Source organism: Algoriphagus lutimaris (assembly GCF_017051705.1).
Lineage (GTDB): Bacteria > Bacteroidota > Bacteroidia > Cytophagales > Cyclobacteriaceae > Algoriphagus > Algoriphagus lutimaris.
Window position 1 is genome coordinate 67,973 of the sequence record NZ_JAFIDJ010000002.1, and the last position, 17,501, is coordinate 85,473.

The following is a 17,501-nucleotide window of genomic DNA, read 5'->3' on the forward strand; positions in this document are numbered from 1 at the left end:
AACTTTGCAAAAAATCACAATTCCATGATCGAATTACCTGTTATTTCCGAAGAGGCAACTCGCAGAAAAAAACCTGATTGGTTGAGAGTAAAGCTTCCTATTGGGAAAGAATATGCCAAAGTCAGAAAACTTGTAGACGAACACAAACTTCATACAATTTGTGAAAGTGGTAACTGTCCAAATATGGGAGAATGTTGGGGTGCCGGAACCGCTACTTTTATGATCTTGGGTAATGTATGTACTAGATCATGTTCTTTCTGTGCTGTAGCCACTGGTAGACCACCAGAATACGACACAGACGAACCAAGAAGGGTTGCAGAAGCCATCAAACTGATGGGAGTAAAGCATGCAGTAATTACTTCGGTCAATAGAGATGAACTGAAAGATAAAGGAGCTGAGATATGGTACCAGACTGTAGTTCAGACCAAAGAACTTTCGCCTTCCACCACCATAGAAACCCTAATTCCAGATGTGAAATCTAATTGGGATGCCTTGTATCGAATGATCGATGGTGGTCAGGAAGTAGTTTCCCACAATATGGAAACAGTGGGGAGCCTTTATAGAAGGGTACGTCCTCAAGCCAAATATGACCGTTCTTTGGAGCAGATCAAACTCACCAAGGAGTATGGTAAAAGAACGAAAACCGGCATCATGCTTGGTTTAGGGGAAACCAAAGAAGAGGTCTTTAAAGCTATGGATGATTTGGCCGCCCATGGTTGTGATATCTTAACATTGGGTCAATACCTTCAACCTACCAAGATGCATATTGAAGTAGCTGAATTTATTCATCCAGACATGTTTGACATGTACCGGGAAGAAGGTTTGAAAAGAGGACTTAAATATGTTGAATCAGGTCCTTTGGTGCGTTCATCCTATCATGCAGAAAGACACGTAAACGTTTAATATATATTTTTAAAAACGAATTTATTAAGGCACATTTCTACAATGTGCTTTTTTTTAGACTAACTTTTAAAACTAATTTATTAAAATATTTTTTACGCAAGTAACCAAAAAAATCAGGGTTAACTTCGCAGCGAAAATTAATGGCTTCACATTAGCTGCTATTATTACAATTATAAGAATACCTTATGGGCTTATTGCATTGTCCTTTTTAGTGACAGACCATTCAGAGTTACCTTTTAATAATAGATTCTTTCTTCTTAGCATTATTGCCTCCTATCTTTTTCGGAATCCTTGGATTTCTCTTAGGAGTTCTTTTTACCTGGGTGTACAACCTAGTTGCCAGCAAAGTAGGAAGACTTGAAACGGAATGGATTGAACCCAAGCCTTTCCCTCCTGCTAATTAACAAAAAAAGGCTGCCATTGGCAGCCTTTCCTATAAATTATCAATCTGAACTTATGCTATTTCAGATTCCTCATTTGCATATTCCTCGACAGGGATACAGCTACAAACTAAATTTCTATCCCCGTAAGCAGAGTCAATCCTTCTTACTGTAGGCCAAAATTTATTCTCCTTCACGTTGTCAATTGGGAATACCGCTTTCTCTCTTGAGTAAGGAAGGTCCCATTCTCCTACTAATACCATATTAGCAGTATGAGGAGCGTTTTTAAGCACATTGTTTACCTTATCAGCTTTCCCTTCCTCTATCTCCTTAATTTCAGCTCTAATGGAAATCAAGGCATCACAGAATCTATCCAATTCTGCCTTTGTTTCAGATTCGGTAGGTTCGATCATCAAGGTTCCAGCTACTGGGAAAGATACCGTTGGAGCGTGGAAACCATAGTCCATCAATCTCTTAGCTATATCTTCTACTTCTACTCCAACTTCCTTAAATGCTCTACAATCAACAATCATTTCGTGGGCAGCTCTACCTTTTGTTCCTGTATAAAGGATTGGGTAATGACCACTCAATCTTTCTTTGATATAGTTAGCATTCAAAATTGCCATTTTGGTAGCATTGGTCAAACCATCTCCACCCATCATAGCGATGTAAGCATAAGAAATTGGTAGGATACTGGCACTTCCATAAGGTGCTGCAGAAATAGAAGAAACAGCATCTTTTCCTCCTGTTTTCACCAATGGGTTTCCTGGTAAAAACGGAACTAAATGGCTTGCAACACAAATTGGTCCCATACCTGGTCCTCCTCCTCCATGAGGAATACAGAAAGTCTTGTGTAAATTCAAGTGGCAAACGTCAGCCCCAATGTTTCCAGGGCTGGTTAGTCCAACCTGAGCATTCATGTTTGCTCCATCCATGTATACCTGACCACCATTATCGTGTATGGTAGCACAAATTTCCCTGATCGCTTCTTCGAAAACTCCGTGAGTAGATGGATAGGTCACCATCAAACACGCAAGATCATTTGAGTGAGCTTCTGCTTTTTCTTTTAGATCTTCAAGGTCAATATTTCCTCTTTCATCACACTTCACCAATACTACTTTCATTCCGGCCATCACCGCTGATGCGGGGTTAGTCCCGTGAGCAGATGTCGGAATTAAAGCAATATTTCTATGTGCTTCGCCTCGATCTTGATGGTAGGCTCTGATCACCATCAAACCAGCAAATTCGCCTTGGGCTCCTGAATTTGGCTGAAGGGACGTTCCGGCAAATCCAGTGATTTCAGAAAGCCATCTTTCCAAGTTGGCAAATAGTTCTTGGTAACCTGCTGTTTGTGCCATAGGAGAGAATGGGTGCATCTGACCAAATTCAGGCCAAGTGACAGGAATCATCTCTGCCGTAGCGTTTAATTTCATAGTACATGACCCCAAAGAAATCATGGAGTGAACCAAAGAAAGGTCTTTGGTTTCCAAACGCTTGATATATCGAAGCATTTCATGTTCAGAGTGATAACTATTGAACACTGGGTGAGTCAAGTACTCTGATTTTCTAGTCAAACTTTCAGAGAATTCGACTTCAAGGCTATCAGATTTTTCTTTTAGAGAAACAGGGTCTTTTCCTGCCGCAGAAGCAAATACATTAATTACCTCCTGTGCATCTTTCAATGATTTTGTCTCATCAAAAGCAATATAAACCACATCCTTCGCATATCTGAAGTTCATACCTGCTCCCACTGCTATAGCAGAAAAATGAGCCTGGTCATGAGAGCTTAGTGTTACTTTAATGGTATCAAAAAACTCTTTCTCACTCACTTCAAATCCTAGCTCCTTCAATCCATTTGCAGTAAGTTTTGCAAGACCATGAGTCCTCAATGCAATATTCTGAAGCCCTTTTGGACCATGGTAAACTGCATAAAAGCTTGACATCACAGCAAGCAATACCTGTGCAGTACAAATATTGGAAGTCGCCTTTTCTCTTTTAATATGTTGCTCTCTCGTCTGGAGTGCCATTCTATATGCTTTGTTACCGGCTCTATCCAAAGACACCCCAATAATTCTACCAGGAATCTGTCTTTTGAACTCTTCTTTTGTAGCAAAGAAGGCGGAATGTGGTCCTCCATAACCCATTGGAACGCCAAATCTTTGGGCAGTTCCTACAACCACATCTGCTCCCATTTCTCCCGGAGGAGTTAAAATAGTTAATGCTAATAGATCAGCAGCAAAAGCGGTGTGAACTTTATTTTCTTTGGCTGCAGCTACGATTGCGCTATAATCTCTCACAGTCCCATCAGAATCAGGATATTGGAATAAAACTCCAAATAATTCAGGGTCGGTAACATCTAACTCCTCTACAGAGCCATAGACGATTTCAATACCAATTGGCTCTGCTCTTGTCTCAAGTACCGCTTTCGTCTGAGGGAATACCTTTTCATCTACAAAAAACTTGATGGCAGTTTTTTTCTCTCTTGCTTTTACAGCAAATAGCATCCCCATGGCTTCAGCAGCAGCAGTACCCTCATCCAATAAGGAGGCATTTGCCAATTCCATTCCCGTCAATTCCATTACCACAGTCTGGAAATTAATAAGCGCCTCTAATCTACCCTGAGCAATTTCTGCTTGGTAGGGCGTATAGGCAGTATACCATCCTGGATTTTCCAGTACATTTCTCAAAATCACATTTGGCACAAAAGTGTCATAGTATCCTAAGCCAATAAATGATTTTAGGACTTTGTTTTTGGAAGCAAGCTTTTTGAATTCAACCAAGAAATCTGTCTCTAACTGAGCAGAAGGAAGATTAAGTGGCTTCTCTAACTGGATGGATTTTGGAACAGTCTCGTCGATTAACTCTTCTAATGAGGAAGCTCCGACTTTTTCTAACATCTCGGCGATCTCCGCGTCGGTAGGACCGTTATGCCTGTTTTCGAATTTTACTGCGTTTGAAAGATTGATCTTCATAAAGAACGTAGGGAAGAATGAGTATTTGGGTTAAAACATGCCCTTGTTTTTCAAAGTGCAAAGGTACAATTTATTGAGAGATAAAGCTTTTTAGATTTTCAATATTTTATCAAGCTATTAACTCTTATTTACAGACGGTTGTTTGTAGGGTTAAAAAATTATCTAGTTTTGGATCGAAAAATACTGTAATAAAGGTTTTGGTGGTGATTTTCAGCTTATTTTTGAAATTTCTCGTACCAAAAAAATCTTTTACATAAAACCCTAATTATAATCAAGATGAATAAAAGCTTGTTATTGACTGGTGCTTTAGCTCTCGGGCTTTCGCTTCCGTCTTTGGCTCAAACACCTGTTCAGGTGAAATATGCCAACACCATCACCGTTGCCGACCTTACCAAAAACTTGACTTACCTCGCTTCCGATGAGATGAAGGGCAGAGACACTGGATCAGAGGAACAAAAAATGGCAGCAGATTACATTGTAAATTTCTACAAAAATCTAGGATTGACTGGTCCAGTTGATGGTGGCTACCTTCAAAAAGTGGAATTGGTCAGTACTTCCTTTGAAGAGGTATCCCTAAAAATTGGTAAAAACAAATTGGTCAATAACGAGGACTTTGTTTTTACTGGTGATGGTGACATGAAGAAAGCAGCCAAATCTGAGTTAGTGTTTCTTGGATTAGTGTCTGACGAAAATTTAGCAAAAATAGACGTTACGGATAAATTAGTAGGTATTTGGGCTGTAGGTGTACGCTCAAATGACTTAGTCAAAAAAGTAATGGACGCTGGTGCAGCAGGTATCGTGATCGTATCCATGGAGGGTCAGGCCAACTTTGACCGAATCGCCAATAGATACAAAACATTAGCTAGCAAAGGAAGAATTGGATTTCCTAAAGAAGTAGAGCAAAGACCAATATTCATGGTAAGTTCTGACAAAATGGGAGAGTTATTCGGTACTTCTGTAGAAGAATTGAAAGAAGCTGCTAAATCGAATCCTGAATCCATCAAGTCTCAAAAAGCCAGCTACCAAATCAAAAAGAAAGTAGAAGATGTGGAGTCTTCCAACATCCTAGCTTTCTTGGAAGGAACTGACAAAAAAGATGAAATCGTTGTAATTTCTTCGCACTACGACCACGTTGGGGTTAGTAGCACAGGAGAAGTGTTCAACGGTGCAGATGATGATGGCTCTGGTACTGTTTCTGTGATGGAAATTGCAGAAGCATTTGCTACAGCTGCAAAAGATGGTATCAAACCAAGAAGATCTATTTTATTCTTGAATGTAACTGGAGAAGAAAAGGGGCTTTTGGGATCTGAGTACTATTCCGAAAACCCAATTCTTCCATTAGAAAACACCATTGTAGATATCAATATCGATATGGTGGGTAGAATTGATTACGAATACCAAGATGCAGAAAACAAGGATTTCGTTTATGTAATTGGTTCGGAGATGTTATCTACAGATCTGAAAAAAATCTTGGAATACAATAACATCACTTACAGCAATTTGATCTTGGATTACAGATATGATGCTGAAGACGATCCAAACAGATTCTACTACAGATCTGATCATTACAACTTTGCGAAGCATAACATACCTGTTGCATTCTTCTTTAATGGTGTTCACGATGATTACCACCAAGTGACTGACACAGTGGATAAAATTGAATTCCCTTTGATGGCTAAAAGAGCAAAGCTTATTTTCCATACGGCTTGGGACCTTGCCAATAGGGAAAATAAAATTCGAGTAGACGGTACCAATACAAGAGGAACCAGATAACAAAAAAGCCTCGGGATTAAATTCCGAGGCTTTTTTTTACTTCCCTTTATTGCGTTGATTTTTTTGCTTCAGCTGGTTTCTATTCTTTTTCGCCTTCGAATTTTTATTTCCACGCTTCTTTTCCTCTTTAGCTTTTTCAGTAAAAGGATTCGCTTTTTTTCTTTCCTTCTTTTCGTGAAACGCTCCTTTGTAATTTGGATCATCCCGCTGCTTCAAACGGTCTAATTCCCTTGCATAAGCCTGCTTCTCCTCAAATGGAGTGTTAGTAATATCTACTCCTGAAGGGATCGGTATTTCATCCACCTTCATTCGAATTATTTCTTCAATCCGTTCAAAATGGTACTCTTCAGCAGGATTCACGAATGTGATGGCTTTTCCTTCTTGCTCTGCTCTTCCTGTTCTTCCGATCCGATGTACATAATCCTCATAAATCAAAGGGACATCAAAGTTAATCACATGGGAGACCATACTGATATCCAAGCCTCTGGAAGCTACGTCTGTTGCCACCAAAATCCGAACCTCTCCACCTTTGAAATCTTCCATGGAATTGATCCGGGTATTTTGACCCTTATTGGCATGGATAACACGGATTTCACCAAAATGCCTGCGATCCAAGAAGTGGAAGACTTCTTCCGCATTCTTCCTGGATCTGGTAAAGATGATCGCCCTGTTAACCGTTTCCTCCTCCAAAAGCTTCGCCAAGAGGTTAATTTTGGTTTTGATATTAGGGACATGGTATTTTACCTGACCGATAGTCTCAGCGGTAGTCGCTTGTGGGGTTACTTCCACACGCTCAGGAAATTCTAAAAATTCATGAGCCAATTTCTCAATCCTTCCTCCAAATGTCGCGGAGAAAAGAAGGTTCTGCCTTTTGACAGGAATCACCTCCAAAATAGATCGAATCTGAGGCATAAACCCCATATCCATCATTTTATCTGCTTCATCCAGCACCATGGTTTTTAGATCCTTGGTATAGAGTTCATTTTTTCTATAAATATCCAAGAATCTCCCAGGAGTAGAAATAATGATGTCTACCCCGGCTTTGATGGTTTCGATTTGTGTTTTAGGCCCCAAGCCGCCATACAAACACGCAAGTCGGAGATCAGTATACTTTGCCAACTGCCTTACCACTGATTCTATTTGCATCACCAACTCTCTGGTAGGAGCTAAAATCAGTGCTCTAGGATGCATTCCCTGTGCATATTTTACTTTCATTAAAATAGGAAGTACATACGCTGCAGTTTTACCTGTTCCTGTTTGAGCAATACCCAACACATCATGTCCAGCCAAGGCAAGTGGGATGGATTTCTCTTGAATGGGGGTTGGATTTGTGTATCCAGCCTCAGCAATTGCGTCTAATAATTGACGATTTAGCTTAAATGCTTCAAAACCTAAGGCCTCATTGCTCATGATTCGTTAATTTTAGGGTATAATTTGTAAATGAATCCGATAAATCGATGAAAAGTATTTTAATCACAGGCGCAAATATAGTCAATGAAGGCCGGATAAGTCCGGGTGATGTTTTAGTAATGAATGGAAGAATCGCCAAAATTGGGTCAGACTTAAGCTCTGAGACCGCTGACACCCATATTGATGCACGAGGAAAATATTTGCTTCCAGGATTAATTGATGACCAAGTCCACTTTAGGGAGCCTGGATTAACCCATAAAGCGGAGATATATACGGAAGCAAAAGCGGGAGTTGCTGGTGGAACCACCACCTATATGGAAATGCCCAATACCATCCCTCAATCCACCACAATTGAACTTTTGGAAGAAAAATACAAACGGGCTTCAGAAGTTTCCTTGGCGAATTATTCCTTTTTTTTCGGGGCAACGAATGATAACCTGGAAGAGATCTTAAAAGTTGACCCCACCAACGTCTGCGGTGTCAAAGTCTTTCAAGGTTCCTCTACGGGCAATATGTTGGTGGACAATCCGCATGTACTCGAAAAGATTTTTGAGAAATGTAAAACCTTGATTGCCATTCATAGCGAAAATGACAACATCATTAAAGCCAACCTGGACTCATTCAAAGAAATTTACGGAGAGGATATTCCTGTTAAATTTCACCCAAAAATCAGATCAGAAGAAGCTTGTTACGATGCCTCTAGCAGAGCTGTGGCCATGGCTAAAAAATATGGGACAAAACTCCATATACTTCATATCAGTACTGCCAAGGAATTAGAACTCTTTGATAATTCTATTCCATTGAAAGACAAAAAGATAACCTCTGAAGCATGCATTCACCACATGTGGTTTTCTGAAGAGGATTACGAAGAAAAGGGAAATCTGATCAAGTGGAACCCAGCTGTAAAAACCTCCAAAGACAGAGAGGCAATATTCAATGCCGTTTTAGATGGAACCATCGACGTGATTGCTACAGATCATGCTCCGCATACCTTGGAAGAAAAAGCTCAACTTTATACCAAAGCACCTTCAGGTGGCCCGTTAAATCAACACAGCCTAGTTGCTATGCTGGACTTTTACCATCAAGGTAAAATCAGCTTAGAATTGATTGTTCAGAAAATGTGTCACAACTTGGCCATCCTTTTTGAAATCAAGGATAGAGGATATATTCGTGAAGGATATTTTGCTGATTTAGTATTAGTCGATCTGAATGACCCTTGGACCGTTGAAAAAAGTAATATTCTTTCCAAATGTGGCTGGTCTCCTTTTGAGGGACATACATTCCAATCTAAAGTAACACATACGATCGTTTCTGGACACTTGGCGTACGAAGAAGGAACATTCCATGAAGAGAAAAAAGGGGAGAGAATAAGTTTTTTAAGAAATTATTAACTGTAACCTTGCACTGGAATATCTTAATAATTACTTTTGCAAACCATTTGGAAGACAAGTCTCTCAAATGAAAAATGGTGATTGTAGCTCAGCTGGTTAGAGCGCTGGTTTGTGGCACCAGAGGTCGCCGGTTCGAACCCGGTCTTTCACCCCAAAACCCCTCTTTTCGAGGGGTTTTCTTGTTTTAAGAAGCTCTAACTGGCATAACATTTGTCATTTAGACATTAAACTAAACCAATTTGCTATGTTTACTTTGTTCCAATCTTATCCGAAATTCCCGGTAGTGAAGCGCACCAATGTAAGGATGACTAAAAATTACATTTCAAAATTTGAAGAGTCCCTGAAAAATTTTGAAGAATTCCAAAAAGAGGGGCTTCATTCCTGATTATCTTAAAAAAATCAAAAGGTTATGGAAACATAACCTTTATTTTTTTCTATAATATTTTTCTTATGGATACAAAACTCTATTTTTAAATCTATTCAATGATTTATTATGAGTTACATCCATTTTGATAAAACCCAGCTGATTAATTTAAATTATTCTCTGGACCGTGAAATCATCAGAACCAATAGATCTGGCACCTATACCAGCACTACCATCATAGGGTGCAATACTCGAAAATATCATGGCCTTCTAGTGGTACCCCAACCTCAAATTGATTCCCAGAATCATGTCATGTTGTCTACAGTACACGAAACGGTGATTCAGCATGGGGCTAGCTTCAATTTAGGGATCAGTAAATTTCCTGGCAATTATTCACCCAGAGGCCATAAATATCTGGAAGATTTTGATTCCGAACCGATCCCAAAGCTGACTTACCGAGTTGGAGGCGTTCTACTTCAGAAAGAGCTGATTTTGGACACCAATCGGGATCGCGTAATGATTCGATATACCTTATTGGACGCGCATTCTCCTACCAAGATCCGTGTCGCTCCGTTCCTAGCGTTTAGGCCCTACCATAACTTGATGAAAGCGAATACTTTTATCAACAAAAAGTTCAACAAAGCTCCCAATGGGGTCAAATTTCAATTGTATGAAAAATATGACCCTCTCTACATGCAGCTTTCCAAAAAAGGCGAATTTATACCTGCTCCAGATTGGTATTACAATATAGAATATATCCAGGAACGTGAACGAGGGTATGACTACCAGGAAGATTTATATGTGCCGGGTTACTTTGAGTTTGATATTACCAAAGGAGAGTCTGTAATTCTTTCTGCAGGACTGACAGAAGCTGACCCGAAAACTAGAGAAGCAGCTTTTAAAAAAGAAATTGCAAGAAGAATTCCCAGAAACAACTTTGAAAACTGCCTAAAGAATTCAGCGGGACAATTTATTAGAAAAAGAAATGGAGAAACCAGGATAATAGCCGGATATCCTTGGTTTGGATGGTGGGGAAGAGATACCTTTGTTGCAGCACCTGGCTTAACATTACCCTCAGGTGAATATCAGACATTTTTAGATATTATGGACAGCATGTCCAAAGATCTACATGGACCTCTATTCCCAAATGTTGGAAGCGGAGTTATGACCAATATGAATTCCATCGATGCTCCTATGTGGTACTTCTGGTCATTGCAACAATATGTGATTTACACCAATGACTTAAAGACCATCAAAGATCGGTACTTAGGAAAGATGCAGGGAATCATTGAAGGTTATATTAATGGAACAGATTTCAATATTAAAGTTCAGGAAAATGGATTAGTATATGGTGGGGAGGAAGGAAAAGCACTTACATGGATGGACGCCGTCACCCCTGAGGGCCCCGTTACTCCTCGAATGGGCTGCCCAGTAGAAATCCAAGCACTATGGTACAATGCACTTTGTTTTTACCATGAACTTACTGGAGATGAAAAAATCCTTGCTCTTGCAGAAAAAACGAAAGTCTCTTTTGTGAAAGAGTTTTGGTCAGAAAAACATGGATATTTAGCAGATGTGGTTAATGGAGATCAAAAAGACTGGTCGGTGAGGCCTAATATGGTATTTGCCACCTCACTTCCTTATACCATGCTTAGTGAATCCCAAAATGACCAGGTTTTAGAAATTGTTAAATCCAAATTACTTACCACAAGAGGGCTTAGATCCCTTTCGCCTGACGATTATGCTTACAAGGGATATTATTTTGGTGACCAAATTACAAGAGATCAAGCATACCACAATGGCACTGTGTGGACTTGGCCATTAGGCCATTTTGTAGAAGGATATATAAAACTTCACGGTAAATCTTCTTTTAACTTTATAAAAAAGATAATTAAAGGATTTGATGGGGTAATGACCCAATATGGTGTGGGTACAGTTGCAGAATTATACGATGGAGATCCTCCTCACAGGCCGAAAGGAGCTGTTTCACAAGCTTGGAGTGTAGCAGAATTGCTTCGTATGATGGATTTGGTGAAAAAGATATAATTAGCTTTTTATGAAAGTATTAATGTTTGGGTGGGAATTTCCACCACATATTTCTGGAGGACTTGGAACTGCTTGTTATGGTTTGGTAAAAGGTCTTTGCCACCATAACCAAGATATTATTTTTGTTGTCCCAAAGCTTTGGGGAGATGAAGAACCTATGGCTGATTTTGTTAATGCAAGTGATGTCACCATTGATTATAGAGAAAAGAGGTTCAAATCAATATGGAAGAACTTAACTTATCTAGAAGTCAGCAGTTTTTTGGTCCCTTATTTGGGCCCAGAGGAGTATAAGAAATTCACGGACTATGCCATCCATGATCGAACAGACGTAGATGAAAGTATTTTTTCCACGAAGTACGAATTCAGTGGGAAATATGGCAAAAATCTAATGGAGGAAGTTTCAAGATATGCCTTGACAGGAGCTCAAATTGCCAGAGACAGAAGTGATTTTGAATTAATTCATGCCCACGACTGGCTATCTTTCCCAGCTGGAATTGCTGCTAAGGAAATAAGTGGTAAACCATTAATAGCCCACGTACATGCCACCGAATTTGATAGGTCTGGAGAATCCGTCAATCAAGTGGTTTATGACATTGAGAGAGCTGGAATGCAAGCCGCTGATCATGTGGTCGCCGTAAGTCAGTTAACCAAAAATATCATCATCAGAAAATATGGTATCCCTGCTGAAAAAGTTTCAGTATTGCACAACGCCGTATTGGATGCCAGTATTATTCAATCCACCTTTAAGAAAAAAGTACCTGAAAAGATCGTGACCTTTTTGGGAAGAATTACTTTTCAAAAAGGCCCAGAATACTTTGTGGAAGCTGCCAAGAAAGTCATCGACCGGGACCCAAATGTTCGCTTTGTGATGGCAGGATCAGGGGATTTACTCAATCGAATGATAGATCGCGTAGCTGAATTAAGAATCGCTACCAAATTCAATTTCACGGGGTTCCTTAAAGGAAAAGATGTGGATCACATGTATGCTATCTCAGATGTATATGTCATGCCATCCGTTTCTGAGCCCTTTGGAATCTCCCCTTTGGAGGCCGTGCGACATAATACCCCTGTTATTATTTCAAAACAATCAGGAGTAGCTGAGGTCTTAACCAATGCTATAAAAATTGACTTTTGGGATATTGACGCGATGGCTGACGCCATTTTTGCTCTTTTGCATTATAAGGGTATATCTCAAATGTTTAAAGAGCTCGGAAGTGAAGAATTGAAGAAATTAAAATGGGAACATGTAGCCGCTAAGCTTGTTACCGTATACGAAAAAACTTTATCCCAAAGATCATGAGAACTATTTGCTTTTATTTTCAAGTTCATCAACCCTTTCGCCTTAAACCTTACCGCTTTTTTGACATTGGTGAAGATCATCATTATTGGGATGATTTTAGCAATCGATCCATTATGAGAAAAGTAGCCCAGAAATGCTACTTACCTATGAATGCATTACTTTTGGATTTGATTCATCAGTACAATGGAGCGTTTAAAGTAAGTTTCTCCATTTCAGGTACATTCATGGATCAAATGCAGGCATATGCTCCGGATGTTCTGGAAAGCTTCCAGAAACTTGTCAATACGGGTCACGTAGAACTCCTAAATGAGACGTATTCCCATTCCCTGGCCTCCTTAAAAAGCAAGGATGAATTTAAAGATTTGGTATACAAACATCAGGCAAAAATCAAGGAGTTATTTAATGGCTATACTCCAAGGGTGTTCCGAAATACCGAATTAATCTATTCTGACGAAATCGGAGCCATGGTATCCGAATTAGGTTACGATGCCATGCTAACAGAAGGTGCCAAACATATTCTGGGATGGAAAAGCCCTAATTATGTATATGTGAATAGCATCGAACCAAAACTGAAAATTTTATTGAAAAATTTCCAGCTGAGTGATGACATCGCCTTTAGATTCGGAAATAAATCCTGGGATGATTACCCATTGACTACTGAAAAATTCATCAATTGGATCAATGCGATTCCAAATGAAGAAGAAACTCTAAACCTCTTCATGGATTACGAAACCTTTGGAGAACACCAGTGGGCTGAGACAGGAATTTTTGAATTCATGAAACACCTTCCTGAAGCAGTATTTACGAAAACCAACTTTTCTTTCTCGACTCCTTCAGAAGTAGCTTCGAAAATTCCACCAGTTGGCAAAATCCATGTGCCAATTCCTATTTCCTGGGCAGATGAAGAACGAGATCTAACCGCTTGGCTCGGTAATGATTTACAAGACGAGGCATTTGATCGATTATATGATCTTGAAAAATTGGTCAACACCATAGAGGACGAAGAAATACAAAGGGACTGGAGGTATTTACAGACTTCTGACCATTTCTATTATATGTGTACCAAATTCTTCTCTGATGGAGATATACATTCCTATTTTAGCCCTTATGATTCACCCTATGATGCATTTATCAATTACATGAATGTACTCAGTGACTTTATGATTAGACTAAAAGAGAAATCCGGCGTATCTGTAGAGGCATAAAAGTCCCATTAACCAAAAAAGGCCGGTTAATCCGGCCTTTCATTTTTTCACTCTTAATAACTCTCTGATTCATTGGGGAAATCCCGACTTTTAACATCCTTAATGTAATTGGTAAATGCATCCATCATGACAGATTGCAAATCCGCATATTGTCTCAAAAACCTCGGCTTGAACTCCTGGGTAATCCCTAATAAATCGTGTACCACTAACACTTGACCATCTACATTTCCTCCTGCTCCTATCCCAATGACTGGAATTGACACTGATTCTGCTACTTTTTTAGCCAGAGAGGCAGGTATTTTTTCCAACACAATTGCAAAACACCCACACTCCTCTAATAACTTGGCATCTTCTAGTAATTTTTGAGCTTCTACCGATTCTTTAGCTCGGACACTATAAGTTCCAAACTTATAAATAGACTGTGGAGTCAAACCCAAATGTCCCATTACGGGAACACCGGCACTCAAAATCCGAACTACAGATTCTTTAATCTCAGCGCCGCCTTCAACCTTGATGGCGTGAGCTCCTGATTCCTTCATAATTCGAATTGCAGAACGTAAAGCTTCAGAACTATTCCCCTGATAAGAACCGAAAGGGATATCCACCACCACAAAGGCTCGACTGACAGCCCTCACTACAGAAGAGGCGTGATAGATCATCTGGTCCAATGTAATAGGAAGAGTGGTTTCATGACCTGCCATCACATTGGAAGCAGAGTCTCCTACAAGAATAATATCAATTCCTGCATCATCTACGATTTTTGCCATCGAAAAATCATAGGCAGTAAGCATTGAGATTTTTTCACCACGGTTTTTCATTTCCTGAAGGATATGAGTGGTGATTCTTTTAATATTTGCTGAAGAATGAACAGACATGGTTTAAAGTAAATGGACAGAATATTGCTCACCGGAAAAATCCACCTTGATGTGCTCATTTAGAGTAGTAGAAAGTTCATATCCAGTATAATCCGGTTTGATCGGAAATTGGCCATGGCTTCTATTCACCAACACTGCTATCTCCATCTTATACAATTCTTTGTCTAGAAAAGGTTTCATCGCGTAAGCAAGCGTTTTCCCAGTATTCAACACATCATCTACAAGAATTAATGTTTTTCCGGAAAGCTCGATCTCTTCAGACAACTCAATCTCCTCAGAGTGTAAATTGCTTTTATCCAAGATAACTTCAATTTCCTCAATAGTTAATGGAGAGATAGTTCGTAACTCCTGGGCTAATAAATCAGCTAAAATGGTTCCCATTCCGGTGATTCCCGCAAAAACTACTCCTGCGGAATTGAGATTTCTTTCATAAATCTCAAATGCCATCCGTGTGATTTTTTTCTTGATCTGATGATGATTGAGTACTTCGCTCATAGGATAAAATTGTGATTTGAAAATTAGACCAATTCTCTAAGGTTTCAAAATTAAGAAATGCTTAACGGTAGGAATCCTCCTCATTCAGGATATTGAGATAGCTCTGGTAACGATAAGGATGGATATAACCTTCTTCTACTTTCTTCCGAACGACACAGCCAGGTTCGTTGATGTGTCGACAATTATTGTATTTGCATTCACCGAGGTATTTTCTCATCTCTGGAAAATAATGTGATAACTCGTAGTCCTCCACATCCAAAATGCCAAATTCCTTAATTCCAGGAGTATCGATCAAATCACCTCCCCCCTTCACCGGAAAAAGCTCAGCAAAGGTAGTTGTATGAACTCCTTTAGCACTAAAACCAGAAATCTCTTTGGTGTCTTGTGATGCTTCCGGAACAAGTTTATTCAAAAGCGTTGATTTACCAACCCCAGAATGACCTGCTATCAACGTAGATTTACCTTGAAGTAGGGGGTGAAATTTATCCAATAAATCTTTGTCATTTAAAGCTGAGACCTCTAATACCTGATAACCTAAGGGTTCATAAATCTCATGGATATCAAGCAACCAATCTTCCGCATCCTCCCCTTCCAGAAGATCCACTTTATTCACAACCAAAATAGCCGGAATTCTAAAACTCTCTGTACTAACCAAAAAACGATCAATAAACCCTAAAGAAGTCCGAGGCTTTTTCATGGTAATTACCAGCATCGCCTGATCCAAATTACTGGCAATGATATGCGAGAAATGCTGTTTTCGTGTGGATTTACGAATCACATAATTTTCTCTCGGATGAATCGCTGAAATAATCGCTGTTTCCTGGTTTTCTTCTTTCGACAAAGTAACCCAGTCTCCCACCGCAATAGGGTTAGTTAACTTCAAATCCTCCTGCTTGAACTTGCCCTTCAACCTTGCCGAAATAAATTCCGAATCGGTTTTGACGACATACCAGCTGCCAGTTGACTTTATAACTCTACCTTCCATTGAGTGGATAATTTAACAAAACCCGATTGATTATCTTTTCTGCTGCTCCCAAGTTAGCTGAAACCCACAGATTCGCCGCTTGTATTGCAGACTGATAATACTCCTCTACCTGCATTTTTTCAAATACTTCTTTCAGCTCTTCGGTATTATTTACTGAAAAACCACAACCCTCGTTCACGCTTTGCTCTGATTCAGGGAATTTGGCAGTATTTTTTAAAGAACCGAAAAGTACTGGAATTCCAAATCCCAAAGGTTCTAGAATATTATGCAGCCCTTTTCCAAAAGCTCCTCCCACATAAGCCAAATCTCCATACTGATATAAAGAAGAAAGCATCCCAATATTGTCGATAAACAAGACCTGCTTTCCCCCAAAATTTTTAGTCTCGGAATATTTGATAGAAGGGAGTCGAATGGAATTCGCCCAAGCATCCATTGGTTCAGGTGACAAATCATGGGGAGCTATAATCCATAAATAATCTTCTACCTGATTAATAAGCGGAATGACTATTTTCATATCCTCCTCCCAAACAGATCCCAACACCATGACTTTTTTACCTTGTACCCAAGATTCGATTTCAGGAAAAGTCTTTGGAGAACGGGCCGTTTCCATTACTCTATCAAACCTGGTATCCCCAGCTAAAAGACCTTTAGCGTATCCTATTTGATCTAAAAGATCCAGACTACCTTGATTTTGAGTAAAAATTTGATCCAGTTTGAATAAAATACTTCTGAAGAAACCATCTGACTTAAAATATTCTTGAGTCGGTCTGAAAGAAGCTGAAAAAAGAATGATAGGCACATTATTCTGTGATAACGCTAAAATATGATGATACCAAAGGTCATATTTTGCAAAAAAAGCAATGCTCGGATTCAAAGTTTTTACAAAGTCAAAAGCCCATGATTTTCTATCCAAAGGCAAATAAGTAATATAATCTACATGAACCTGCGTTTTCCTTGTCGCGATGTCATAACCTGATGGGCTAAAGAAACTTACCACAATTAAAACCGAAGGTCTTTCAAGTTTTAATTTGGCAATGACTGGCTTTGCTTGTTCGTATTCTCCCAAAGACGCCACATGAAACCAGGCCAAATTTCCAGAGTTCTTCGATCTAAAAATCAACAGTTTCTTTTGCAGACCCTTTCTACCTTTTAAAAAATGGTTAATCTTTGCACTAAATAAGCCCGCTAAAGGCAATAAATAGGTTATCAGTGCGATCGCTATTCTATACAGCAAATTCATTTGCCAAAAGTAGCCAAACGCTATGACATCTTTAGCATGACACACCAAGGGTTTGAATTAATCCAGTAAAAATGCTTTTATTTTTATTTCGACTAAAAAAAATAAAAAATCTCACGTGCATTTAACCTTAAAATTAAGTACTTTCAAAAGCATCTGTTTTTT

Annotated in this window: 12 protein-coding genes and 1 tRNA gene; 7 read left to right on the forward strand and 6 right to left on the reverse strand. The window is 39.3% G+C overall.

Annotation, left to right across the window (positions count from 1 at the left end; genetic code table 11):
• Positions 1-24 precede the first annotated feature (24 nt).
• The gene (lipA, locus tag JYB62_RS11120; protein WP_074225291.1) at positions 25-903 is read left to right on the forward strand and encodes a lipoyl synthase; all 879 of its coding nucleotides are present in this window, start codon (positions 25-27) and stop codon (positions 901-903) included.
• A 454-nt stretch (positions 904-1,357) separates the two neighbouring features.
• Here the strand turns inward: lipA and gcvP are convergent, their stop codons facing one another.
• On the reverse strand, positions 1,358-4,255 hold the full coding sequence (gcvP, locus tag JYB62_RS11125; protein WP_205645519.1) for an aminomethyl-transferring glycine dehydrogenase: 2,898 nt from the start codon (positions 4,253-4,255) through the stop codon (positions 1,358-1,360).
• 276 nt (positions 4,256-4,531) lie between these two features.
• Between gcvP and JYB62_RS11130 the strand changes: the two genes are divergently transcribed.
• A complete protein-coding gene (locus JYB62_RS11130; protein WP_205645520.1) occupies positions 4,532-6,028 on the forward strand; it encodes a M28 family peptidase in 1,497 nt (498 codons plus the stop codon).
• A 36-nt stretch (positions 6,029-6,064) separates the two neighbouring features.
• Here JYB62_RS11130 and JYB62_RS11135 read toward each other — a convergent pair whose 3' ends face one another.
• Complete coding sequence (locus JYB62_RS11135; protein ID WP_205645521.1) at positions 6,065-7,438, reverse strand: DEAD/DEAH box helicase; 1,374 nt, start codon at positions 7,436-7,438, stop codon at positions 6,065-6,067.
• A gap of 47 nt (positions 7,439-7,485) precedes the next feature.
• Here JYB62_RS11135 and JYB62_RS11140 point away from each other — a divergent pair, with 47 nt between their 5' ends.
• From JYB62_RS11140 to JYB62_RS11160, 5 genes are all read left to right on the forward strand, one after another.
• A complete protein-coding gene (locus JYB62_RS11140; protein WP_205645522.1) occupies positions 7,486-8,829 on the forward strand; it encodes a dihydroorotase in 1,344 nt (447 codons plus the stop codon).
• 77 nt (positions 8,830-8,906) lie between these two features.
• Positions 8,907-8,983, forward strand: a tRNA-His gene (locus JYB62_RS11145).
• 339 nt (positions 8,984-9,322) lie between these two features.
• The gene (locus JYB62_RS11150) at positions 9,323-11,239 is read left to right on the forward strand and encodes an amylo-alpha-1,6-glucosidase (protein ID WP_205645523.1); all 1,917 of its coding nucleotides are present in this window, start codon (positions 9,323-9,325) and stop codon (positions 11,237-11,239) included.
• A 10-nt stretch (positions 11,240-11,249) separates the two neighbouring features.
• Positions 11,250-12,539 carry a glycosyltransferase family 4 protein gene (locus tag JYB62_RS11155; protein WP_205645524.1) on the forward strand — a complete coding sequence of 430 codons (1,290 nt, stop codon included), beginning with the start codon at positions 11,250-11,252 and terminating at the stop codon, positions 12,537-12,539.
• Complete coding sequence (locus JYB62_RS11160) at positions 12,536-13,744, forward strand: glycoside hydrolase family 57 protein (RefSeq protein WP_205645525.1); 1,209 nt, start codon at positions 12,536-12,538, stop codon at positions 13,742-13,744. The genes JYB62_RS11155 and JYB62_RS11160 overlap by 4 nt, the downstream gene beginning before the upstream one ends.
• Before the next feature lie 53 nt (positions 13,745-13,797).
• On the opposite strand, the gene panB is transcribed toward JYB62_RS11160, so the two are convergent.
• The 4 genes from panB to JYB62_RS11180 all read right to left on the reverse strand — a co-directional run bounded on the left by panB (position 13,798) and on the right by JYB62_RS11180 (position 17,339).
• Positions 13,798-14,619 (reverse strand): 3-methyl-2-oxobutanoate hydroxymethyltransferase, encoded by an 822-nt coding sequence (panB, locus tag JYB62_RS11165; RefSeq protein ID WP_205645526.1) that lies wholly within the window; start codon positions 14,617-14,619, stop codon positions 13,798-13,800.
• A 3-nt stretch (positions 14,620-14,622) separates the two neighbouring features.
• Positions 14,623-15,114 carry a phosphoribosyltransferase family protein gene (locus tag JYB62_RS11170; protein ID WP_205645527.1) on the reverse strand — a complete coding sequence of 164 codons (492 nt, stop codon included), beginning with the start codon at positions 15,112-15,114 and terminating at the stop codon, positions 14,623-14,625.
• A 61-nt stretch (positions 15,115-15,175) separates the two neighbouring features.
• Positions 15,176-16,099 (reverse strand): ribosome small subunit-dependent GTPase A, encoded by a 924-nt coding sequence (gene rsgA, locus JYB62_RS11175; RefSeq protein ID WP_205645528.1) that lies wholly within the window; start codon positions 16,097-16,099, stop codon positions 15,176-15,178.
• Positions 16,089-17,339, reverse strand: a complete 1,251-nt coding sequence (locus tag JYB62_RS11180) for a 3-deoxy-D-manno-octulosonic acid transferase (protein ID WP_205645529.1) — start codon at positions 17,337-17,339, stop codon at positions 16,089-16,091. The genes rsgA and JYB62_RS11180 overlap by 11 nt, the downstream gene beginning before the upstream one ends.
• Between the last annotated feature and the right edge of the window lie 162 nt (positions 17,340-17,501).